The sequence below is a fragment of the Acidiphilium acidophilum genome (assembly GCF_033842475.1).
In the GTDB taxonomy this organism is placed as follows: domain Bacteria; phylum Pseudomonadota; class Alphaproteobacteria; order Acetobacterales; family Acetobacteraceae; genus Acidiphilium; species Acidiphilium acidophilum.
Window position 1 is genome coordinate 1,429,221 of record NZ_JAWXYB010000018.1, and the last position, 23,706, is coordinate 1,452,926.

Genomic DNA, 23,706 nt, shown 5'->3' on the forward strand with positions numbered 1-23,706 from the left:
TGCCTACGTGGTCATGTCGCGGGCATGATCACAGGGTCACGACATTTCAATTCCCTCATCCGGCTTCGGCTGGGCCCCCAGCGGAGACCATCACGACCATGGATCAGACGTCGCCCGCCGATCAATTCGCCGAACCGGACAAGTTTCTCTGGCTCGAAGACATCGAAGGAGAGGACGCCATCGCCTGGGTCGAAGCCCAGAACCGCGCAACCATCGCCCGCCTGTGCGACCCTGACTTCACCCACGACAAGGACATCCTCACCGCCCAGTTCGAATCCGACGCGCGGATTCCCGCCATCGTCCAGCGCGGCCCCCACGTCTATAATTTCTGGACCGACGCCGCCCACCCGCGCGGCATCTGGCGGCGCACCACCCTCGACGATTACCGCAGCGACGCGCCGCACTGGGACATCCTGCTCGATCTTGATGCGCTCTGCGCCAGCGAAGGCGAAAGCTGGGTCTGGCACGGCGCCCAGACCCTCCGCCCCGCTCATGCCCGCGCCCTGATCACCCTCTCGCCCGGCGGGTCCGATGCCGGCGTCGTCCGCGAGTTCGACATGATCACGCGCAGCTTCGTGCCGGATGGCTTCACCGTCCCGCGCGCGAAAACCGCGATCGCCTGGCTCGATGCCGATACCGTGCTGCTGACCTCGGCTTACGGCGATGACGTCACCACATCAGGCTACGCCCGTACCGTGCGCCAATGGCGGCGCGGCACGCCGATCGCCGACGCTCCGGTGATTTTCGAAGTCGCGGCGAACGACATGGCCTCCGCAGCAGCGATCAGCCACGACCCCGCGCATCGCTTTGTCCTCCTCACCCGCCGGATCGCCTTCTACCGCGAGCGCGACGTCTATCATGCAGCCGGCAGTGCGCCGGTCGAGCTCGACCTGCCGGAGGATGCGGATATCGATATCGGCCACCACCGCCTTCTGATTCGGCCACGCTCGCCCTTCGCCGGGTTCGCCCCCGGCAGCCTGCTCGTGATCGGCATCGAGGCGTTCATCGCCGGATCACGCGCCTTCCGTGCCGTCTTCACGCCCACCCCGAAACGCGCGCTGGAAAGCTGGATCAACCTCAAATCCGGCATCGTCCTCGGCATGCTCGATAACGTCGCAAGCGCCATCGACCATGCCGATGCCACGAAAGACTGGGCCTGCAGCCCGATCGCTGGCCTGCCCGCCAACAGCAGCATCGCGGTGCGCGAACTCGCGGTGGACGATGAAGCCTCCGATGCCCTGCTGTTCGATGTCAGCGGATTTCTCACCCCCGATAGCCTGATGCTCGGCACGCCTTTCACCGCGCCCGAACGCCTCAAGCACCTCCCGTCCCAGTTCGATGCGACCGGGCTCGTGGTCCACCAGCACGAAGTGATCGCCGCCGACGGCACTGCCATCCCCTATTTCCTGATCGCCCCCGACACCAGGCCGCCCGAAGGCGGTTTCCCGACCTATCTCTACGGCTATGGCGGTTTCGAAATCTCCCTGACCCCGCATTATCTCGCGTCCCAGGGCGCACTCTGGCTCTCGCGCGGCGGGGCCTACGTCATCGCCAATATCCGCGGCGGCGGCGAATTCGGTCCGGCCTGGCATCAGGCCGGTATCCGCGCCGGCAAAAAAATCGCACAGGACGATTTCGCCGCCGTCGCTGCCGATCTGGTCGCGCGCAACCTCGCCACCCCGGCGCGGATTCTCGGCTCGGGCGGCAGCAATGGCGGGCTCCTGGTCGGCAACATGCTCACCCGCCACCCCGATGCGTTCGGGGCGATCATCTGCGCCGTCCCGCTGCTCGACATGCGCCGCTACACCAAACTTCTCGCCGGCGCCTCGTGGATCGCGGAATACGGCGACCCCGATGTCGCGGCGGACTGGGCCTTCCTGCGCGAGATATCAGCCTATCATCTGGTCCGCGAGGGCCAGCACTACCCGCCGATCTTCATCAACACGACTCGGCGTGACGACCGCGTCCACCCCGGCCATGCCCGCAAAATGGCGGCGAAACTCCAATCGCTCGGCTACGATGCGCTGTATTACGAACAGGCCGAAGGCGGTCACGGCGCCGGTGCCGATGCCGCGCAGCGCGCGTTCTTCTACGCGCTCGCTTTCGCGTTCACCCGCCAGACGATCGGGCAGGGGGGCTGATCACGCGATTTGCATGCCCTGATGCGCCAGCAGGTCCCGATACGGCCCGGGCCGTGCGGCCAGCGCATCGGGCGCCCCTTCGTCGAGGATTCGCCCGCCATCCATCACCACGATCCGGTCGAAATCCTTCACCGTCGAAAGCCGGTGCGCCACCGCGATCACCGTGCGCCCGTGCGATAGCCGGGCCAGCGCCTCCTGCACCGATTTCTCCGATTCCGAATCGAGCGCCGAGGTAGCCTCATCGAGCAGCAAAATCGGTGAATCGCACAAAAAAGCCCGCGCAATCGCGATCCGCTGGCGCTGACCGCCGGATAATTTCATCCCCCGCTCACCCACCATGGTATCGAACCGGTCCGGCAGCTTGCGGATGAAATCCATGCACTCCGCCGCCTCCGCCGCCGCCCGCACTTCGGAATCGGTGGCGCTGGGTTTGCCGTAGCGGATATTGTCCATCACCGAACGATGAAACAGTTGAACATCCTGCGACACCACGGCAATCGCCCCCGCCAGACTAGCCTGGGTCCGCGTCGAGATATCCTCGCCATCGATCAAAATCTGGCCTTCCGGCACGTCGAACTGGCGCTGCAGCAACGCAAGCAGGGTGGTCTTGCCCGACCCCGAACGCCCGACCAGACCGATCTTTTCCCCCGGCTGGATATCGAGCGAAAAATCGCGGAGCAGCACATCGCTGTCCGGATAGGCGAACTCGATATGCCGGAAACTGATCGCCCCGCGTCGCACTTCGAGCGGCGGCGCATCGGGGTCGTCCACCATATCGTGCGGCACCAGCAGGGCCTTCAGCGCATCGGTCAGCCGCGCGAAATCCTGCACCATTTCGACCAGTGCCACCGCGAGGTCGCGGGTGCCGTGCAGCACGGTGAACCCCAGCGTGGTCACCAGCACGACATCGCCCGGCGAAACCTTGCCGATCACCCACAGATGCAGCGTCCAGGCGAGCAACGCCGAAGTCAGCCCGGCGGTGCACACCGCATGAAAAATCCTGAGTTTTTCGAGGTAGCGCAAACTCTCCTGCCGCGCGCTCATCTCGTTGCCGACCCGCCCGGCAAACCGCCGCCGCTCGCGCCGCAGCGCACCGAAGGCGCGGACCACGCCGACATTATTGATCACGTCGACCAGTTCGCCATCGACCGAAGCGGCCTTCACCGCATAATCCTTGTGCAGGTCCTCGCCACCTTCGGCCATCCGCTTCAGAATGATGCCGAGCACAAGCGCCACCACCACCACGGCCAGACCCATCACGGTATTGACCGAAATCAGCAGCAGCATCGCGCCGAACACCGCGAACAGGGGCGGCAGCACGTTCCAGAAGGTCAGGCTCTCGATCCGGAACACCGCATTCCCGGTCGCGGAAATCCGCCCCGCCAGCATTCCCGGCCGGCGTTCCGCGAAATAACCGTGGGAATGGCCGAGCATATGGTTGAACAGCCGCCGCCTGATATCCCCCGTCACCACCACGAAGGCCCGGGCAGCAACCCAGCCGCCGACCCGCCAGGCAAGATTATCCGCCGCGATCAACCCGGCGAGCAACCCGAACGCCAGCCAGACCTCATCGACCCGGTGCGCCGCCAGCACATTGACCATGAATTTGACGGCATATTGCGAACCGATCGAGCAGCTCACCGCCACCATCACCGATAGCAGCACCACGATATGCGACCAAAGCCGCCGCCGTGCCGCGCCGAGAATGAAGCGGAGCGCGCTCTGCTGTTCGAGCGGAAGCTCGCTCGCGATCATTTCGCGTCGTCGGAGTGCCAATAAACGTCTCGCTGCGGTGGAGCCCATACGAAGGAATGGTCACGCAACCGTGGCGATTTTAGGCAGCGGAGCGGCAAAATTATGGACTTGACCGCAATTTAATCTACGCCCCTACGAGGACAGAAGACTCCGCGATACTTCGGCAACCGAGTCTTCAAGCGCACCGGGCTCGAACGGCGAGATCAGCCCCGCCGACCTCACCAGTTCCAGAAACGGCGCCGACCCACCACGGCGGCACAGCGCGATGTAATCCTCAAGCGCCACCGCGTAATTCTTGCGCGACCGTGTCCAGAACTGCAGAGCGCAGCACTGCGCCAGCGCATAATCGATCATGTAGAACGGCACCAGATATAAATGCAGCACCTCCTGCCACCACCCACCATCCGCACCATTGGCCAGATCGCCGTAATCGCGCCACGGCATGTAATGATGTTCGAGCCGCCGCCATGTTGCGCGACGTTCCGCCGGGGTCATCTCGGGCTTGGCGTAGATTTCGTGCTGGAAGTGATCGAGGCATGCGATCCGCGGCAGGGTCTGCAAAACACTGACCAAGTGCATCCGCCGATAACGCTCCGCCGCGGCCTCGCCTACCAACAGACCGGCATGGGGGTACGTCAGTAGCTCGAAACTCATCGAGTGAATCTCGGCCGTCTCACTCCCCGGCCAGACATAATCGACGCTGGGCAGAGCCCGGCTGGAAAAATACTGAAACGCATGGCCCATCTCGTGCGTCAGCACGTCGATATCACCGCTGGTCCCGACGAAATTGGCAAAAATGAACGGCATGCCGACCGTATCGAAACTGGTGCAGAACCCGCCGTTGCCCTTGGCGGGCCGGTTCTTCAGGTCGAGAAACCCACCCTGGTTCATCGCCTCATAAAACCGGGCGATTTCCGGGTCCATCCGGTCATACATCGCCTGACCGGCCGCAACCAACTCATCATGCCCGCCCAGCGGCGTCGGGTTGCCGAGCGGATCGACGATCCGTTCATCCCAGACGAACACCTTGTCCCACCCGAAGGTTTCGCGCCGCTGTTCCATCAGCCGCGCGACCAGCGGTGTCACATGCGCCGCAATCGCGTCGCGATACCGCGCGACATCATCGGGTCCGTAATCCAGCCGGCGCATCCGCTTGTAGCCAAGTGCAATGAAATTATCGTAGCCGAGCTTGCGCGCCATACCATGGCGCAATTTCACCAGATCGTCATAAATCTGATCAAGCTCCGCGGCATTATCCCCGAAGAACCCATCAATCTTCCGTTCCGCCTCATGCCGCAGCGCCCGATCGAGATGTTCCCGATAAGGCGCCATCCCCTCGTAATTCACGATCCGGCCATCGATCTGGATCTGCGCCGACGCCGTCAGTTCGGTATACCGCGCCGAAAGCTTGGCCTCCCGCTCCAGATCGGCCTCGATCTCGGGGCGAAATGTCCCGACATCGAGTTCCCATAACGCGACGGCATGAGCCCCCGCCGCATTCACGATCGCGGTGCGGTCATCATGAGCGAGCATGCGCTGCTTCAAGCCAGTCTCATGATTCTGAGCCGTGGGCAGCAATTCATCCCGATAATCGAGCGCCGCCTTCGCTTCAGCATCATCGGTATTTTGCTGAAACCGCAATTCGACCAGCGCGCCCCACGTGCCGATCTCGCGGCGCAACCGGTCGAACCGCGCCGCCGCCTCGGCGATATCGCCATCGTCGAACAGCGCGTTGATCGCGGCGTAATCGCGTTCCAGCGTCTCCCTCGTGGGGGTGGCTGCAGTGATATCCGAAAATCGGATCGGGGTTTCGATGTCCATCCCCGATCTGATCAAATCGCGCGCGACATGGCAAGCCGCCTCATGCCGCAATCCGGTAGCGCGCTGCCCCCGCCAGCGTGATCGTGATCGCATCGACCCCCTCGTCACCGAGCAATGAAGCGGGGATCAGCGCCGCGCCATCGGTCCAGCGGCCATCCGCCTCGCAGGCGTGCCACCCGTCTGCGAGTGCGGGATGATCAAGCGGGATCGACCGCCCGCCAACCGCGATCGCCGCGATCTTGACCCCGAGCCGCCGCCTGTCGCGCGGATCGGCCGAAAGTTCCGCCGGAATGAAATGCCGCGAGGCAACCACCGCGCCCGCCGCAACCCGCATGATCCGCATCGCCGCATCGTCGGTCAAAACGAGATCGGCCCGCGCCAGCAGCCGCGCCCGCACCGCCTCGACCACCGGCCCCGCCTCCACGAACGGTGCGAAGCTCGACGCCACCCGCATCGCCTGGGCGAAATCCGGATGCAGCCGGACCGCCCCGCCGCCGCCGGTGAAATCCGCGCGGTCGCCACTGTCGAGATAGGATTCCGCCGCCGCCCCCTCGGCGAGCAATGCGCCGTGTCGCGGCAGTTCGACATGGTGATAGGTGATGCGATCGACCGCAACCTGACGGATCGTCGCCCCATTGACCAGCGCCTTCGCCGGGATCAGATGGCCATCGAGCCAGAAGGCGTGATCGGGCGAAACCCGCAGCTCACGCGCCGGAACCCCGTCGGCAAGCGCACCCGCTGCCAACACCACCGGATTGACGGCCTCAGGATGCGCATGGCGCGCGGGCGACAAATCGCGTTGACCGCGCCAGACGATCGGAGCGAACCCGCCATCGGCCAGCCGCGCCAGATCGCCCACGATCAGGGCTTCCACCGCGACCTCGCCCCGCGCGGTCGCAATGCGCGTGCCAGTGGCAAAGCAGTGAACATCGAGCTGCGGCCCGTCCGGACCCGCAACGATGCCGACGCCCGCGCTCAGCCCGGGCGAATTCGTCACCGCCAGATCGATCGTGGCCGAACCGACCGTCAGCACCAGCGTGCCATTGCTGTAGGTGGCACCGGTCAGCCCGGTGAGGCTGGGCAGGCTCAGCACATCCCCCGCCGCGAACCCGCTCAGCGTACCGGCGAACTGGGTCGGGTCGCCGAGCACGATGGTGCTGCCGGCACCGCTGAATTCGATCACCTGTCCGGCACCGACCGGCCCGTTGAAGATGCCAGTGGTCGGATCGAACACAATCCTGCCGGTCCCCTCGATAGGGCCGGCAATGTCGAGCGTATCGGCGGCGGTTTCGATGATCGTACCGTTATTGATCAGCGTGCCGGTGATCGTGGTGCTGCCCGCGATCTCCCAGGTCGCGCCGGTCGCCACCTCCAGCGTGTGGAAATCGACGAACTGGGTACCGTAGCCGCTCAGCGTACCCTCGGTCGCCCCCGACCCGAGTTCGAGCAGGCTGATCCCGGACGTCTCGGTCGCGCCGCCCACCTGCCCGATGAACACCGCACCCGGATCATCGATCACCGTCCCGCGGAATCCGCCGGTGAGTGCTGCGGTCCCGGCCGCGCCGCCGGTGCTTTCGATCGTCCCGGCATTGATGATCGTGCCGTTATAGACATAGGTGCGGAACACCCCCGAAAGCGTGGCGCCCGCCCGGTTATCCAGCGTCCCGAAAATGACTTCCGCGCCGTTGAACGCCCCGGTCATGGTGCCTTCGTTCGTGACCGTGCCGGTATTGACGTAGGCCCCGTTATAGCCGGTGATATACCCACCGGCCCGATTGGTCAGCGTGCCGACGCCCGCAAGCTTCACCCCGTCGCCGGTCCCGGTATCGATGATCGTGCCGGAATTCACCACATTCCAGCTCGCAAGCGAGGAGCCGAAAACCGAGGCGACCGTCGAAGCACTCGACACCGTAGCCCCCGGCGCCAACGAGGTGGAGGGTGCGGTCAGCGTCAACCCGTTATAGACGCCGGTCGCCGTGGCCGCGCCGAGCGTGACATCGGTCCCGCCATGCCCGTCCGAGGCGAGGGCGAATTCATCGCCGGTGAACTGCCCGACCATGCCGTAGGTCGCCACTACAGTGCCCTGTTCCGAAAGGGTCAGGTAGCCATTGGCGAAGGTCGCGGCATCGAGTTTGGTCTTGGCGAAATCCAGCGTATCGGTCGCCGCGAAGCCGGCGATCGCGCCGATGATGGTCGATTTCGGATCGACCACGATGGTCTCGGCACCGCCGCCCAGCACCAACCCGATCCCGGCGGTCCCCTCGATCACCCCGGCATTGATGACCGTGCCATTGCTCGCATAGACCCCGTAATGCCCAACGATCACCCCGCTCGCCTTGTTGTCCAGCACCCCGGCGAGCGCCACGCCGCCATACCCGACCGTGCCCGCACTGCCTTCGATCAGCCCTGCATTCACCACGGTCGCGTTATCGACGAACACGCCGTATTTGCCGCTGATCGTGCCGCCGGATTTGTTGGTGAGCGACCCGCTGCTCTGATAGACCCCATCCGCCGTGGTCCCGGTGATCACGCCGGAATTGGTCAGGGTGCCGACCCCGATATCCACCCCGGTGGTGCCGATGATCGTGCCGATATTGGTCACGGTCGCCTGATCGCCGAGCAACAGCCCATCCCCGGCGCTATCGGCAATGACCCCCTTGTTCACCACGGTCCAGGTCCGTGCGCCCGAGCCATAGACGCCGGCAGTCCCGCCCACATAAGCCGAAGCGGCAAAGGTGGTCTGCAACGCGCTGAGGGTGAAGCCCGTCCCGTAGCTGCCGGTCACGATCTCGCGCCCGATCGTGACATTGGTGCCGCCGATCCCGTCGCTGCTGAGGGTGAATTCGCTGCTGTTCAACTCGCCCGCCAGCGCGATGGTCTCGACCACATCATTCTTGCCGGAAAGGGTCAGCACCCCGTTGGCAAAACTTTCCCGCGTGATCGCCGCCCCTGCGACGTCGATCGTATCCCCCGCGATGAAACCCGCGACGTTACCGACGATTTTCGATCCGGTATCGACCACGAGGTCGGTATCGGAAATCCCCATCGCGATCGCGGTGCCACCGGGTGCCGTGCTGCGGATCAGCCCGGCATTGACGATGGTGCCACCGACCAGGGTGATCCCGAGCGATCCCTCGATGATCCCATAGGCCGCGTTGGTAATCCGGCTGGCCTGCTGGTTGAGCCCGACATAAATCCCGATCCCGTCGCTCGCCGAACCCGCGATGATCCCGAAATTCTCGATCGTGCCACTGTTCACCCCGGCAGCGGTCGGCCCAATGATTACGCCGCTGGCCTGATTGATCAACGCTCCGTTGAAAACATAGGCCGCCCGTCCGGCACCGGTATTACTGGCGATCGTCCCGGCATTCACCAGCGTGCCGGTCCCGAGCGACACCCCAGAACCAGCCCCGGAATCGACATCGATCACCCCGGAGACCGCATTGGTCACGATGCCCTCGGAGATGTTCACCGCATTGCCGTAAAAACCGGCATTGACGATGCTGCCCTCGTTCACCAGCGTCACGCCGTGATCGAGCGTCGAATTGATCCCGCCGCTGTTCAGACTGAAATTCGTGTCCCTGGAAATCGTGGTGGCCAGCGCGGTGAGCTCGAAGGGGCCGCTATAGCTGCCGCTCAGCGTTTCCGCGCCGAGCGTGATGTTGGTACCGCCCTGGCCATCGGTGTAGAGGCCGAATTCCCCGGTATTGAATCCACCCACCAGCGAAAGGCTCGCCACCGCGCTGCCCTGATCGTACAGCGTCAGCGTCCCGGCGGAAAAACTCTCGCTCGTCGCGGTAATCCCCGCGAGATCGATACTGTCGCCCTGCACGAACCCGGCGATCCCGCCATCGATCACCCCGCCCTGCACCACGGTCAGCGCATCGGCACTGCCGTTGCCGAACGACACGGCGGCCCCGGTGCCGAGCGCCATGATCGTCCCGGCATTCACCAGCGTCCCGGTGCCGATATAAACCCCGACACTGCCCTCGACGAAACCGCCAACCCCGTTGGTGACAAGACCCTGCGTCAGCGAAATCCCGCTCTGCTCGCTGTTGCCCTCGACAGAGCCGAGATTGAGCAGGGTGAACAATGTGCCATAGGCCCCGCTGACGGCGGCACCATACCCTTGAGTGGTGATCGTCTCAGTCGCCGTGATGGTATTGGGATTTCCCGTCAGGGTCAGGCCGGAGGAAACGATGCTCGCCGCGCTCGCCAGGGTCGTACCAGACATTCAGTCTCTCCGGAAAAGATGTGAAGTCAAAACCAGATCCAATTGCTCAATAAATAATCTTTTGTTTCAATAATGATAATTTTATGAGCCGATATTGACGCTAACAGCTTAATTTTGGCGTCACAAGCAACACTCAACCAATCTTGTCGATCACGTTCCCGTCATTGCAACAAATTTTGAGCAAGCCTTACGCCGCCGAATGCCGCCGATCCGGCCCATCAGCCCGCGCGGCCGAACATCCGTTCCAGATCGCTCCGGGTCAGTTTCAGCACGGTCGGGCGGCCGTGCGGGCAGGTCTGGGCGAGGGGGGTCGTCTCCATCGCGCGCAGCAGGGCGGCCATTTCATCGAGGCCGAGGCGTCGCCCGGCGCGGATCGAACGGTGGCAGGCGAGGCGGATCAGCAGCGCATCGAGCCGCGTGGTCAGCCCGACCGCGCTGCCCTGCTCGGCCAGCGTATCGGCAATATCGCGCACCAGCGCCACCGGATCGGCGTCGCCGAGCGCGGCGGGAATCGCGCGGATCAGCACCGCGCCGGGACCGAAACCCTCGATCACCAGCCCCAGTTGCGCCAGCGACCCCGCCGCGTCGAGCAGGCGGCCGACATCATCCGCCGCGAGATCAACCGGAATCGGCGACAGCAGCCCCTGGCTGACGATGCCAAGCGCCTCGCGTTCGGCGCGCAGGCGCAACTCGGTCAGCCGTTCATGCGCCGCGTGCTGATCAACCAGAACCAGCGTGCCATCGGCCGCCTGGGCCAGAACATAGGTGTCGAACACCTGCGCGATCGGGCTGCCCAACGGAAATTCCGCCACCGCCGCTTCCGGCTCAATCCGGCGCAGCGTCGGCGGCAACGCGAAACCGAGTGTCGCTTCCGCCTCGGCGAAGCCCCGCGCCTGCGGTGAGGGTGCCACCGGATAGGAAAACCGGGCCCGGTGGCGCGCGGGTTCGAGCCGCAGGGACGGTGCCGCACCCAGCGCCGCCGGAGTGGCGAGGTGGCGCTGGATCGCGCCGATCACCAGGCTGCGGATCGCCTCCGGCGCGGCGAAGCGCAGTTCCGACTTGGCCGGGTGGACGTTGACATCAAGGCTTTCCGGCGGAATTTCGAGCCAGAGCGCCGCCAGCGGATGCCGCCCGGCGGGGATGATCTCGCGATAGGCCACCCGCAGCGCCATCCGCAGCAGCGGGTCGCGCACCGGGCGGGCATTCACCATCATGTGCTGATGTCGTGCCGAAGCGCGGGTGAGGCTGGCGGGCGAAATAAACCCGCTGAGCGTCACATCCTCGCGCACCGCATCGAGCGCGATCATCGCCTGCGCATCGCCACGCCCGTACAAAGCCGCGATCCTCGCCTGCCGGTCCTGCGCCGGCAGGTCGAAACTGGTGGCGCCGTCGATATCGAGCCGGAACGCGACCTCGGCGGCGGCAAGGGCCAGGTGCCGCACCACATCCGCGCACGCGCTGCTCTCAGCCGCAACCGAGCGCAGGAATTTCCGCCGCGCTGGGGTGGCGTAGAATAAATCCTCCACGATCGCGCTGGTCCCGGCCGGCCCCGCCACCGGCATCACCGCCCCCACCGCCCCGCCCGCAACGATGATCCGCGCCGCACTGTCCTGCCCACGCGGCCGCGAGGTGAGGGTCAGCCGCGCCGCCGCGCCGATCGAGGGCAGCGCCTCGCCGCGAAACCCGAGCGTCGCGATTCGCACCAGCGCCTCATCGGTCAGCTTCGAGGTCGCGTGGCGGGTGATCGCGAGTTCGAGTTCGGCCTCGGGAATGCCGCACCCGTCATCCTTCACCTCGATGCGCGCGATACCCCCGCGCTCGATGCCGACCGCGATCCGTCGTGCCCCGGCATCGAGCGCGTTCTCGACGAGTTCCTTGACCGCCGCCGCCGGACGCTCGATCACTTCGCCGGCGGCGATTCGGTTGATGGTGGCCGGGGCTAGGAGTCTGATCGCCATGCGACCATTTAGAAGGATCGGGTTAACAATGTCCAAATGCCGAGGAGGTCGCGATGCGGATGAGCGTCAACGGGCGGGTCGCGGTGCTGACCGGAGCGGCCAGCGGCATCGGTGCCGCGCTCACCCTCGCTTTGGCCGCGCGCGGTGCCGACCTCGCCCTGATCGACCGTGACGCCGACGGCCTCGCCCGCATCGCCGCCGAGGCGCGACTGTTCGGCGCGAAAATCTCGACCCATATCCTCGACCTGACCGACGCCGCGGCCATCGCGGCTCTGCCCGCGCGCGTCGCCGCCGATCATCCGCCGCCCGTGCTGCTGATCAACAATGCCGGGGTCGCGCTGGTCGGCTCGTTCGAACAGATGGACGAAGCCGAGTTCGAATGGCTGATGGACGTCAATTTCCGTGCCGCCGTGCGGCTGACCCGCGCCTTCCTGCCCAGCCTGCGCCATCCCGGCCCAAGCCGCATCGTGTTCCTCTCCTCGGTGTTCGGCCTGGTCGGGCCGCCGTTCCAATCGGCCTATTCCGCCTCGAAATTCGCGATCCGCGGCTTCGGCGAATCGCTGCGCCACGAACTCGCCGGAACCGATATCGGCGTCACCATCGTCCATCCCGGCGGCATCCGCACCAATATCGCCCGCAACGCCCGCCTCGCCGCACGCATGAACCCCGAGGATGCCGCCATCGGCGTCAAGGCGTTCGAATCCTCGCTGGTCACCCCGCCCGAAACCGCAGCCCGCGTCATTCTCGACGGCATCGAGCGCGGCAGCCCCCGTGTATTGATCGGCGCCGATGCGCTGGCGATCGACAGTCTCGCCCGCCTGATGCCCGTGCGCGCATGGTCGCTCATCCAGCGCCGTCTCGACGCCCTGTCCCCCCGCTCTTCAACACGCCGATCCGCAAACCAAGGATAATCCCCATGGCCAGTCTCGCCGCCCATCTGCTCAACCCGGTCCTGCGCTATCAGGTCCGCCGCGCGCTCGGCAAAGCATCCGACCCCGCGCAGATCCGCAAGGCATTCCGCACCCGCCTGCCGGTGCCGCGCGGCGTCAGCTATACCGCCGCGATCATCGGCGGAATTCCGGGCGAATGGGTCGAGCCGGCCTCGGGCGCGCGGCCCGGCGTCACCCTGCTCTATCTGCATGGCGGGGCCTATATGGTCTGCTCGGCGGAAACCCATCGCCCGATCACCGGCGGCTTCGCCCGGCGCGGCGTGCGGGTCTTCGCGGCGAATTACCGCCTCGCCCCCGAGCATCCGTTTCCCGCAGCGGTCGAGGATGGCCTCGCCGCCTATCGCGGCCTGCTCGAACAGGGCATCGCGCCGGACCGCCTCGCGATCGCCGGGGATTCCGCCGGCGGCGGCCTCGCGCTCGCGGTGCTGCTCAAGGCGCGCGACGAGGGTTTGCCCATGCCCGCGCGCATCGTGCTGTTCTCGCCCTGGACCGATCTCGCGGGCACCGGGGCGAGCGCCACCGAAAACGACGGGCGCGACCCCATGCTCGTCGGAAGCCGGATCGCCGAGGGAGCAGCGCTCTATTTGAACGGGGCCGACGCCACCACGCCCTACGCCTCGCCGCTCTACGGCGCGATGGATGGTATGCCGCCGATGATGATCCATGTCGGCGCGAACGAGGTCCTGCGCGACGACAGCGTCCGCCTCGATGACAAGGCCCGCGCCGCCGGGGTCATCAGCCTGCTGCGGGTCTGGCCGGTGGTGCCGCATGCCTGGCCGATTTTCCAGAGCCTGCTGCCCGAAGGCCGCGAGGCGCTGGACGCCGCCGCCGCCTTCATCCGGGGTGCATTGCGCGGCTGAAACGCGCCCTGAGGGTTCCGTTTCCCGATCATCGTTACCATGTGGCGCAAGAGATTTGAGGAGCATGTCATGTTGAACCAACCCAGCGCATTGAAACTGAACGACCCGACCCTGTTGCGCGAAGCCAATCTGATCGGCGGCAAATGGGTCGGTGCCGATAGCGGCAGGAGTTTCGATATCCTCAACCCCGCCACCGGCGAACTGGTCGGGCGTGCCCCGGCGATGACCGAGGTCGAAACCCGCCGCGCGATCGAAGCCGCCGACACCGCCCTGCCGGCATGGCGTGCAATGCTGGCCAAGGAACGCGCGGCGATCCTGCGCAAGCTGTTCGACCTCATGATGGAAAATCAGGACGATCTCGCCGTCATCATGACCGCCGAACAGGGCAAGCCGCTCGCGGAATCGAAGGGCGAAATCGCCTACGCCGCCTCGTTCATCGAATGGTTCGCCGAAGAGGGCAAGCGCATCTACGGCGACATGATCCCGCAGAACGCCAGGGGACGGCGGATCATGGTGCTCAAACAGCCGATCGGGGTCTTCGCCGCGATCACGCCGTGGAATTTTCCCGCCGCGATGATCACCCGCAAGGCCGGTCCCGGCTGGGCGGCGGGCTGCACCGGCGTCATCCGCCCCGCGAGCCAGACCCCGTTTTCCGCCCTCGCCCTCGGCGTTCTGGCCGAACGCGCGGGCATGCCACCCGGCGTGTGCAACGTCATCACCGGTCCCGCCGGACCGATCGGCGGCGAACTCACCGGCAATCCCACGGTCCGCAAGCTGAGCTTCACCGGCAGCACTGAAATCGGCGCGAAACTGCTCGCCCAATGCGCGCCGAGCGTGAAAAAGACCTCGATGGAACTCGGCGGCAACGCCCCGTTCATCGTGTTCGACGACGCCGATCTCGATGAAGCCGTCGCGGGCGCGATCGTGTCGAAATTCCGCAATGCCGGGCAGACCTGCGTCTGCGCCAACCGCATCCTGGTCCAGGACGGCGTGTTCGACGCCTTCGCGGCCAAACTGAAAACGGCGGTCGAGGCCTTGAAGGTCGGCAACGGCATGGAGGAGGGCGTCACCCAGGGCCCGCTGATCAACCAGGCGGCGGTCGAAAAGGTCGAGGAGCATATCGCCGATGCCCTCAAGCACGGAGCCAGCGTGGTCACCGGCGGCAAGCCCCATGCCAAAGGCGGCAATTTCTTCCAGCCGACCGTACTAGCCGACGTCAAGCGCGACGCGCTGATCTTCCGCGAGGAAACCTTCGGCCCGGTCGCACCCCTGTTCCGCTTCAAGACCGAACAGGAAGCGATCGACATGGCGAACGACACCGAATTCGGTCTGGCGAGCTATTTCTACGCCCGCGACATCGGGCGGATCTTCCGCGTCGCCGAGGCGCTGGAATACGGCATCGTCGGCGTCAACGAAGGCCTGATCTCCACCGAGGTCGCGCCGTTCGGCGGGGTGAAATCCTCCGGCCTTGGCCGCGAAGGCTCGAAATACGGGATCGAGGATTATCTCGAAATCAAATATATCGGCCTTGGAGGGATCGGCGCATGAGCGGCCAGAAAGCAACCGGTCCGCGCATGCGGATCACTCTGAACGTCAACGGGCAAAACCACGACATCCAGCTCGACCCCCGCACCACATTGCTCGATGCGCTGCGCGAACATCTCTCCCTCACCGGAACCAAAATGGGCTGCAACCACGGCACCTGCGGTGCCTGCACCGTCCATGTCGATGGCCGCCGCCAGCTCTCCTGCCTGATGCTCGCGGCGGCAGCGGCGGGCTCGGAAATCACCACGATCGAAGGTCTCCAGGGAGCCAACGGCGCGCCCCACCCGATGCAGGCGGCCTTCGTCGCCCACGATGCATTGCAGTGCGGCTACTGCACCCCGGGGCAGATCATGTCCGCCATCGCCTGTATCGAGGAAGGCCACGCCGGATCGGACGATGAGATCCGCGAATACATGTCGGGCAATCTCTGCCGCTGCGCCGCCTACCCCAACATCGTCGCGGCCATCCGCGACGTCGCGGATACCACCATGGCGGAGGCCGCCTGATGCGCCCGTTCACCTACAGCCGCGCCACCTCGCTCGATCAGGCGATCAGCGAGTCCGGTCATCCCCACAGCGCGATCATGGCGGGCGGCACCACGCTGGTCGATCTGATGCGCGGCGATCTCACGGGAGCCGATCAGGTCATCGACATCGCCCATATCCCGGGCCTCGCGGAGATCGAGGTCGAGGGTGAAACGCTCAGGTTCGGCGCGCTCGCCCGCATGGCGGACGTCGCGGAAAACACGTTCCTCAAACACAACTATCCCGCTCTGGTCGAAAGCCTGCAACTCGCCGCCTCGCAGCAGATCCGCAACGCCGCCACCCTCGGCGGCAACCTGCTGCAACGCACCCGCTGCGTCTATTTCCGTGATGGCGTTTCGGACTGCAACCAGCGCACCCCCGGTTCCGGCTGCGCCGCGCTCGATGGCGAAGACCGCGAAATGGCGCTGTTCGGCACATCCGATCGCTGCATCGCGACCTACCCGGGCGACTGGGGCACGGCCCTCGCCGCGTTCGACACCACCATCGAAATCGCCTCGGACTCGGGCCGCCGCGTGGTGGATTTCGCGGATTTCCACACCGCCTATGGCGAAGACCCCGCCCGCTTGTCGATCCTCCGGCCCGGCGAAATCGTCACCGCGATCCTGGTCAAGGCCACCCCGTCCGGCAAACGCTCCACCTACATCAAGGTGCGCGACCGCCAGAGCTACGCCTACGCCCTCACCTCGGCGGCGGTGGCCCTCGAAACGGACGGCGAAACCGTCATCGCCGCCCGCGTGGCCCTCGGCGGGGTCGCCAGCAAGCCGTGGCGCGCCCAGGCCGCCGAGGCGGTGCTGATCGGCCGGCGGCTCGACGAGGCTTTGGCCATCGAAGCCGGCCACGCCGCGTTCACCGATGCGAAACCGCTCCGGCACAATCAATTCAAGATCGAACTGGGTGCGCGCACCGTCGCCCGCGCCGCCCTGGTCGCGAAAGGAAAAATCTGATGGATGGCAGTATCGGCACACCGGTCGTCCGGCGCGATGCGCTGGCAAAGGTCACCGGGGTCGCGCACTACGCGGCGGATTTCCCCCACGCCAACACCGCCTACGCCGCGCTCACCCTGAGCAAGGTCGCGCGCGGACGGATCACCCGCCTCGATACCGCGTCAGCCGAAGCGGTCGAAGGGGTGCAGATGGTCCTGACCCATCGCAGCCTCAACGAGGATCTCGGCGAGGAAACCTTCGTGATGAAGGGCGGCCACATGCAATCCTCGTTCCTGCCGCTGACCTCCGATGAAATCCACTACGCCGGGCAGATCGTGTCACTGATCATCGCCGACACCCAGGAAGCCGCCGAGCAAGCCGCCCGCCTCGTCGAGATCGACTATGCGAGCGAGACCGCCAACGCCGCGCTCGACGCCCCCGGCCGCAAACTCGACCCGATGGATGAGTCCACCATCGAGGTCGGCGATGCCGAGGCCGCCTTCGCCGCCGCCCCGGTCAAGATCGACGCGACCTATTACACCCCGGCGCAGCACCACAACCCGATCGAACTCTACGCGGCATCGGTCGCCTGGGTCGACGGCAAGCTCCACGTCAATCTGCCGAGCCAATGGGTGATGGGCACCCGCGCCGGCCTCGCCAAGGTGTTCGACATCCCGGTCGATGATGTCGTGGTCGAAAGCCCGTATGTCGGCGGCGCGTTCGGCGGCAAGGCCTCGATCCTGCCGCATGTCGTGCTGGTCGCCATGGCGGCCAGGCGGCTGGGCCGCCCGGTCAAGCTGGTCGTCTCGCGCGAGGCGATGTTCACCGTCGGCAGTTTCCGCCCCGCTGCCGAAAGCCGGGTGCGGCTGGCCGCGACCAAAGACGGCAAACTCACCGCCGTGATGCATGACGAGATCGGCCAGAGTGCCGCGATCGATCATGTCTCGTTCATGGGGATGGAAGCGACCTCGAAAATGTACGCCTCGCCCAACATCCTGATGCACGGCGCAACCGTCGCAACCGATGTCAACACGCCGGGTTTCATGCGCGCCCCCGCCGAAGCCCCGTCCTTCTTCGGCTTCGAATCCGCGATGGACGAACTCGCCGAACAACTCGGGATCGACCCGATCGAGTTGCGCATCATGAACGAACCCGAGCGCGACCCGGTGAGCGGCCTGCCGTGGAGCAGCCGCTCGCTGGTGCCCTGCTTCCGGCGCGGAGCCGAAATTTTCGGCTGGAACCGCCGCTCGCCCGAGCCTTGCTCGATGATCGCAAGCGACGGCGCGCTGGTCGGCTATGGCTGCGCCACCGCGACCTACCCCTCCGCAATGGCGCCATCGTCCGCGCGCGTGCGGATCGCAGCGGATGGCTCGTGCCACGTCTTCTGCGCCGCGCACGATGTCGGCACCGGGGCCTATACCGTACTCGGTCAGGTCGCCGCCGATGTGCTGGGGATCGAGGATTCCGAAATCCGCGTCGAGATGGGCCACTCCCGTCATCCCTCCGGCCCGGTCTCCGGCGGTTCGATCACCACCGGCTCCGCCGGCTCGGCGGTCCACAAGGCAGCCCTCGCGGTGCGGGAACGCCTGTTCGCAACCGTCGCGGGCGATCAGGATCGCACCGGCATGACCATCGCCGACCGCCATGTGGTCCTCCCCGATGGCTCCCGCCGCGCGATCCGCGATATCCTCGCGGGCCTTCCGGGCGGCGTGATCGAGGAACAGGCCGATTGGAAACCCGACGACATGGACGAGAAAACCATGCGTCACGGACTCTCCGGCGGCATGGCCTTCGCCGGCCCGGTCGGCTCCAGCCACGTCTCCTTCTCGTTCGGTGCCCAATTCGCCGAAGTGCGGATCGACCCCCTGTTGCGGACCATCAAAGTCGCGCGCATGGTCGGCGTGTTCGCCTGCGGGCGGATCATCAACCCCCGCACCGCAAGGAGCAATCTGATCGGCGGCATGATCTGGGGCGCCAGTTCGGCGCTGCTCGAGGAAACCCAGGTGGACCGCCCGCGCGCCCGCTTCGCCAACACCGACCTCGCCTCCTACCATATCGCCGCCAATGCCGATATCGGCGAGGTCGTGTGTGAAATGCTCGACGAGGACGATCCCGTGGTCAACGCAATCGGGGCCAAGGCGGTCGGCGAGGTCGGCATCGTCGGCATGCCCGCCGCGATCGCCAATGCGATCTATCACGCAACCGGCAAACGCATCCGCCGCACCCCGATCCGGATCGAGGACATTCTGTAGTCCGCGCCGATGAAACGGGTCATCGCCGCATCCCTCGCGGTCCTCGCCGCAACCGCCCCCGCCTTTGCTGACGGAACGGTTGCCGGCTGGGGCCGTGCCGCGATCCCGCCATCCCCCGTGGTCCGGGCGGTCACGCTCGATCCCCGGACCACGGCACTCCTCCTGCTCGATTTCGTCAGCCAGACCTGCAGCGCGTCCACCCGCCCGACCTGCCTCGCCACCATCCCCCATGTCGCCCGCCTGCTCGCCCGTGCCCGCGCCGCACACGCCACCATCATCTATTCCTACGTCCTGAGCGGGACGATGACAGATGTGAATCCGGCTCTCAGGCCGCTGCCCGGCGAAGCGGCGGTGCAATCCGGCCCCGACAAATTCCTCCATACCGATCTCGCTGCCCTGCTTCGCAAGGACGGGATCAAGACCGTGATCATCACCGGCACCGCCGCGGAAGGAGCCGTGCTCGCCACCGCGAGCGAAGCGGCCTATCGCGGCTACCGCGTCGTCCTGCCGTATGACGGCATGTCATCCCGCCATGAATATGCCCAACAGTATGTCGCCTGGGACCTGCTCAACGCCCCGGCGGTCGGCCCCCACACCACGCTGACACGGCTGGACCTGATCAGCTTTCGCTGACACGGAGCGCTTCAGCTTCCGGCCAACTCTCCGGCCAGCGGTCCCAGCGCGGCGGCGATCCCGAATGCCCCCGGCAACGCGCCGTGGGGAAACAGCGTGGTGACATGGCCGAGCTTGCGGCCCTCCCGCGCGGCGGTCTTGCCGTAATGATGCGGGATCAGCCTCGGTGCCGCGACGATCTCCGGCCACAGTGCGATATCGGCGGGTCCGACGAGATTTCTCATCACCGCGTCGGAATGACGGATCGCCTGTGGCAGCGCGAGTCCCGCAACCGCGCGTATATGCAGCTCGAACTGGCTGGCGGGGCATGCATCGATCGTCCAGTGCCCGGAATTATGCGGGCGCGGCGCAATCTCGTTGGCGAGCAGCCTCCCTGCGGCATCGACGAAAAACTCGACCGCCATCAGCCCGATCAGGCCGAGCCGGTCCGCCACGCGCAACGCCATCTCCTGCGCCTCGCGCCGCAATTCGGGATCGAACGGGGCAGGGGCCAACGTCAGGTCGAGGATATGGTCGCGGTGACGATTTTCCACGGTATCGAACGCCGTGCTCGCGCCATCGCCGCCGCGCGCGACGATCACCGAACATTCGCAGGCGAAATCGATGAATCCTTCGAGGATCAGCGGCTTGGGATTGAGCAGGGCAAAGGCCATCTCGGCCTCGCCCTCAGTGCGGATCAGCGCCTGGCCCTTGCCGTCGTAGCCGAGGCGGGTGGTTTTCAACACGGCAGGCAGGCCGATCGTCGCGATCGCATCGCGCAGCTCATCGGGCGTGGTCACAGCGGCCCACGCCGCGGTGCGGACGCCCGCCTGATTGAGAAACGATTTCTCGGCAATCCGGTCCTGGCTGAGCCGCAGGATATCCGGTCCCGGCCGCACCGGGCGGCGCTCCGCCAGCAGATCGAGCCCTTCCGCCGAGACGTTCTCGAATTCGAACGTAATGACATCGACCTGATCGGCAAACCGCGCCAGAGCGGCATGATCGTCGTAATCGGCGAGGGTGGTGACACTCGCGACCTGCGAGGCCGGGGCATCCGGTTCGGGCGTGAACACGTGGCACCGGTAGCCGAGCCGTGCCGCCGCCATCGCCGACATCCGGCCCAGCTGGCCGCCGCCGACGATGCCGATCGTGGCGTTGGGCGCGAGCGGAAATCTCATCATCTCAGTCTTCAGGGGTCAGCGGCACGGCATCGCTCTGCGCCGCCCGCCACCCATCCAGCCGTGCGGCCAGCGCCGGGTCGGACAAACCAAGTATCGCGGCCGCGAACAACCCGGCATTGATCGCCCCTGCCTTGCCGATCGCAAAAGTCGCCACCGGCACGCCGCCCGGCATCTGCACGATCGAGTGCAGGCTGTCGACGCCGCGCAACGCGTGCGATTCCACCGGCACGCCAAGAACGGGCAGGGAAGTGAGCGAGGCGACCATCCCCGGCAGATGTGCCGCCCCACCGGCCCCGGCGATGATCACCCGCACGCCGCGCCCCCGCGCGGATTTGGCGTATTCAACCATGCGTTCCGGGGTGCGGTGCGCCGAGACCACGCGCTCTTCATGCGCAACGCCGAGTTCGGTCAGAATATCGGCGGCGAATTTCATGGTCGGCCAATCCGACCGACTGCCCATGATGATCCCGATCATGCGCCCCTCACGCGATGCTGTCGGGGATCAACCGGCTTTCGAGCCGCAGGATCTGGTCGCGCAGCAGCAGCTTGCGTTTTTTCAGCCGTTGAACCTGCAACTGGTCGATCAGAGCCTGATCGCCGAGCCGGGCGATCACGGTGTCGAGGTCGCGATGCTCGCTGCGCAACCCGTGCAACTGGCGGAGCAGATTATCCTTGTCGGTCAGCATGAACGGCTCCTTAGCACACGGTCGCGGCACCGTCCTACTCCCGATTCATCCGCAAAACCACGCACCGCATCGGTATCCATCGTGTTTCGGTGGCGTTGCATAAAAGTTTGATGACAAACCCCGGGGCAGGGGACTAGTCTCGAAAACCGGTGCCTCACGGCAGCGTGAGACCCGGAACGACGAGACCAGTTCTTCGAACCAGTTGCTTTTTGCTCTTGGAAAGGAGTCGATGATGAGTTTGCAAGCGAGGCTTGAGTCATTGAAACAACGTCACGCCGGCGTCGATGCCCGGATCACCGATGAGGACCGCCGCCCCCGTCCCGATGATGACAGCCTCTCGCGACTCAAACTCGAAAAACTCCGTCTGAAAGAGGAAATGGAGCGGATCCGAACTCGCCAGTGATGTCTCCACCGGCCCGAGCCGCATCGTCGGCTCGGGTCGATCCTCAGGCGGCTTCGTCTTCGCTCATCATCGGCAGCGGTGCCGGAATCGGCTGACCTTCGCGCTCCGCCCGCGCATTCGCCGCATGGACCGCATCGTTCAGGTCCGACTGCTTGCACAAGCCCAGAATAACCGGATCGCGCGGCTTGATATTGGCCGAGTTCCAATGGCTGCGTTCCCGCACCTTCTGGATCGTCTCCTTGGTGGTGCCAAGCAGCTTCACGATCGCCGCATCCTGCACCAGAGGATAGTTGCGCAGCATGAACGCAATCGCATCCGGCCGGTCGATCCGCTTGGCGACCGGGGTATATTTCGCGCCCTTGCTCCGCCGCGCCCCCGGATTGGCAGCCTCCAGCACTTTCAGCCGCGCCGCAGGATCTGCCTCGCACCGCTTGATCGCCTCCGCCGTGGTCTGCTTGTTGGCCACCGGATCATAGCCCACGATCCCCTGCGCGACCTCGCCATCCGCGATCGCCTGAATCTCCAGCGGATGCATGCCGCAGAAATCCGCGATCTGTTCGAAGGTCAGGGCCGTCTTTTCGATCAGCCACACGGCGGTGGCTTTCGGCATCAGCGGGAGCGTCATGATCATACCTCAGAGAGAGCGGCAGGCGGCCAAGTTCGTGCCTCGGCGGTGCCGACATACATTAGCCATAGTGATATGGTGCAGACTGGCCGTGCCGGTCAAGCCGTGCCGGGCTGCGATCATCGCAGGTCGCCCCCTCGCATCGGGCGGGAACCCTCACTTGCGTTTGGCGTCGGGAAGGTAAACATTACAGAAATGATCGACCCGTTCGGACGCAGTATCACATATCTTCGCATCTCAGTCACCGACCGGTGCGATTTTCGTTGCGTCTACTGCATGGCGGAAGACATGAGCTTCCTGCCCAAGCGCGATCTTCTATCGCTCGAGGAACTCGAACGTCTCGCCGGCGCCTTCATCCGCCTCGGCGTCCGCAAGCTGCGCCTGACCGGCGGCGAGCCTCTGGTCCGCCGTGGGGTCATGGCGCTGGTCAACCGCCTCGGGCTGCAGATCGGCCACGGGCTCGACGAACTCACCCTCACCACCAACGGCAGCCAGCTCGCGCGTTACGCCGATGAACTCGCCGCCGCCGGGGTGCGCCGGCTCAATGTCAGTATCGACACGCTGGACGAGGCGAAATTCGCATCGATCACCCGCTGGGGCCGCCTGCCCCAGGTGATCGAGGGCGTCATGGCCGCGAAACAGGCCGGGTTGCGCATCAAGATCAACGCGGTCGCCCTGAAAGGCGTGAACGAACACGAATTCGATACCATGCTCGCCTGGTGCGGCGACCACGGCTTCGACCTCTGCCTGATCGAGACCATGCCGCTCGGCGAGATCGAGGGCGACCGGATGGACCAGTACCTGCCCCTGTCCGTGGTCCGCCAACGCCTCGCCGCCAACTGGACACTGACGCCGAGCACCTATGCCACCGGCGGCCCGGCGCGCTATTTCGACATCGCCGAAACCGGTACGCGGCTCGGCCTGATCACCCCGCTCACCCATAATTTCTGCGAAAGCTGCAACCGCGTCCGCCTGACCTGCACCGGCACCCTCTATATGTGCCTCGGTCAGGACGACGCGGCCGATCTGCGCGGCGTCATGCGCGCGAGCGATAACGATCAGATCCTCGAAGACGCCATCAGGGCCGCGATCGCGCGCAAGCCGAAAGGCCATGATTTCGTGATCGACCGCACCCGCAGCGGCCCCGCCGTCGCCCGCCACATGAGCGTGACCGGCGGCTGAGCGCCGCATCGCGCAGCCGTCTCCGGGACATGA

18 protein-coding genes are annotated in these 23,706 nt (G+C 65.7%); 10 read left to right on the forward strand and 8 right to left on the reverse strand.

Annotated elements, in window-relative coordinates; genetic code table 11:
- Positions 1-98 precede the first annotated feature (98 nt).
- Positions 99-2,141 (forward strand): prolyl oligopeptidase family serine peptidase, encoded by a 2,043-nt coding sequence (locus SIL87_RS09465; protein WP_319613928.1) that lies wholly within the window; start codon positions 99-101, stop codon positions 2,139-2,141.
- Here SIL87_RS09465 and SIL87_RS09470 read toward each other — a convergent pair whose 3' ends face one another.
- The 4 genes from SIL87_RS09470 to mutL form a co-directional block, all read right to left on the reverse strand.
- On the reverse strand, positions 2,142-3,896 hold the full coding sequence (locus tag SIL87_RS09470) for an ABC transporter ATP-binding protein (RefSeq protein WP_319613929.1): 1,755 nt from the start codon (positions 3,894-3,896) through the stop codon (positions 2,142-2,144). It abuts the gene before it with no gap.
- Positions 3,897-4,028: 132 nt separating this feature from the next.
- Positions 4,029-5,717 carry a M3 family oligoendopeptidase gene (locus SIL87_RS09475; RefSeq protein ID WP_319613930.1) on the reverse strand — a complete coding sequence of 563 codons (1,689 nt, stop codon included), beginning with the start codon at positions 5,715-5,717 and terminating at the stop codon, positions 4,029-4,031.
- Positions 5,718-5,757: 40 nt separating this feature from the next.
- The gene (locus SIL87_RS09480; protein WP_319613931.1) at positions 5,758-9,951 is read right to left on the reverse strand and encodes a Hint domain-containing protein; all 4,194 of its coding nucleotides are present in this window, start codon (positions 9,949-9,951) and stop codon (positions 5,758-5,760) included.
- Positions 9,952-10,169: 218 nt separating this feature from the next.
- On the reverse strand, positions 10,170-11,909 hold the full coding sequence (gene mutL / locus SIL87_RS09485) for a DNA mismatch repair endonuclease MutL (RefSeq protein ID WP_319613932.1): 1,740 nt from the start codon (positions 11,907-11,909) through the stop codon (positions 10,170-10,172).
- A gap of 53 nt (positions 11,910-11,962) precedes the next feature.
- On the opposite strand from mutL, the gene SIL87_RS09490 reads away from it, so the two are divergent.
- The 7 genes from SIL87_RS09490 to SIL87_RS09520 all read left to right on the forward strand — a co-directional run bounded on the left by SIL87_RS09490 (position 11,963) and on the right by SIL87_RS09520 (position 19,617).
- On the forward strand, positions 11,963-12,820 hold the full coding sequence (locus tag SIL87_RS09490; RefSeq protein WP_319613933.1) for an SDR family NAD(P)-dependent oxidoreductase: 858 nt from the start codon (positions 11,963-11,965) through the stop codon (positions 12,818-12,820).
- A 5-nt stretch (positions 12,821-12,825) separates the two neighbouring features.
- Positions 12,826-13,719 (forward strand): alpha/beta hydrolase, encoded by an 894-nt coding sequence (locus tag SIL87_RS09495; protein ID WP_319613934.1) that lies wholly within the window; start codon positions 12,826-12,828, stop codon positions 13,717-13,719.
- A 69-nt stretch (positions 13,720-13,788) separates the two neighbouring features.
- Positions 13,789-15,267 carry an NADP-dependent succinate-semialdehyde dehydrogenase gene (gabD, locus tag SIL87_RS09500; protein ID WP_319613935.1) on the forward strand — a complete coding sequence of 493 codons (1,479 nt, stop codon included), beginning with the start codon at positions 13,789-13,791 and terminating at the stop codon, positions 15,265-15,267.
- Positions 15,264-15,770 carry a (2Fe-2S)-binding protein gene (locus SIL87_RS09505; protein ID WP_319613936.1) on the forward strand — a complete coding sequence of 169 codons (507 nt, stop codon included), beginning with the start codon at positions 15,264-15,266 and terminating at the stop codon, positions 15,768-15,770. Before gabD ends, SIL87_RS09505 begins: the two co-directional genes overlap by 4 nt.
- On the forward strand, positions 15,770-16,753 hold the full coding sequence (locus SIL87_RS09510) for an FAD binding domain-containing protein (protein WP_319613937.1): 984 nt from the start codon (positions 15,770-15,772) through the stop codon (positions 16,751-16,753). Before SIL87_RS09505 ends, SIL87_RS09510 begins: the two co-directional genes overlap by 1 nt.
- Positions 16,753-18,984, forward strand: a complete 2,232-nt coding sequence (locus SIL87_RS09515; RefSeq protein ID WP_319613938.1) for a xanthine dehydrogenase family protein molybdopterin-binding subunit — start codon at positions 16,753-16,755, stop codon at positions 18,982-18,984. The genes SIL87_RS09510 and SIL87_RS09515 overlap by 1 nt, the downstream gene beginning before the upstream one ends.
- Positions 18,985-18,993: 9 nt before the next feature.
- A complete protein-coding gene (locus SIL87_RS09520) occupies positions 18,994-19,617 on the forward strand; it encodes an isochorismatase family protein (protein WP_319613939.1) in 624 nt (207 codons plus the stop codon).
- An 11-nt stretch (positions 19,618-19,628) separates the two neighbouring features.
- Here SIL87_RS09520 and SIL87_RS09525 read toward each other — a convergent pair whose 3' ends face one another.
- The 3 genes from SIL87_RS09525 to SIL87_RS09535 are packed head-to-tail and all read right to left on the reverse strand — an operon-like array spanning position 19,629 to position 21,463.
- On the reverse strand, positions 19,629-20,777 hold the full coding sequence (locus tag SIL87_RS09525) for a 5-(carboxyamino)imidazole ribonucleotide synthase (protein WP_319613940.1): 1,149 nt from the start codon (positions 20,775-20,777) through the stop codon (positions 19,629-19,631).
- A 1-nt stretch (position 20,778) separates the two neighbouring features.
- Positions 20,779-21,252, reverse strand: coding sequence for a 5-(carboxyamino)imidazole ribonucleotide mutase (gene purE, locus SIL87_RS09530; protein WP_319613941.1), 474 nt, complete (start codon positions 21,250-21,252; stop codon positions 20,779-20,781).
- Positions 21,253-21,259: 7 nt separating this feature from the next.
- Complete coding sequence (locus tag SIL87_RS09535) at positions 21,260-21,463, reverse strand: YdcH family protein (protein ID WP_319613942.1); 204 nt, start codon at positions 21,461-21,463, stop codon at positions 21,260-21,262.
- Between the two features lie 232 nt (positions 21,464-21,695).
- Between SIL87_RS09535 and SIL87_RS09540 the strand changes: the two genes are divergently transcribed.
- Complete coding sequence (locus SIL87_RS09540) at positions 21,696-21,866, forward strand: YdcH family protein (protein WP_319615942.1); 171 nt, start codon at positions 21,696-21,698, stop codon at positions 21,864-21,866.
- A 43-nt stretch (positions 21,867-21,909) separates the two neighbouring features.
- Here SIL87_RS09540 and SIL87_RS09545 read toward each other — a convergent pair whose 3' ends face one another.
- Positions 21,910-22,494, reverse strand: a complete 585-nt coding sequence (locus SIL87_RS09545) for a DUF1013 domain-containing protein (RefSeq protein WP_319615943.1) — start codon at positions 22,492-22,494, stop codon at positions 21,910-21,912.
- Positions 22,495-22,686: 192 nt separating this feature from the next.
- Between SIL87_RS09545 and moaA the strand changes: the two genes are divergently transcribed.
- Positions 22,687-23,673, forward strand: a complete 987-nt coding sequence (gene moaA, locus SIL87_RS09550) for a GTP 3',8-cyclase MoaA (protein WP_319613943.1) — start codon at positions 22,687-22,689, stop codon at positions 23,671-23,673.
- Positions 23,674-23,706: the final 33 nt, after the last annotated feature.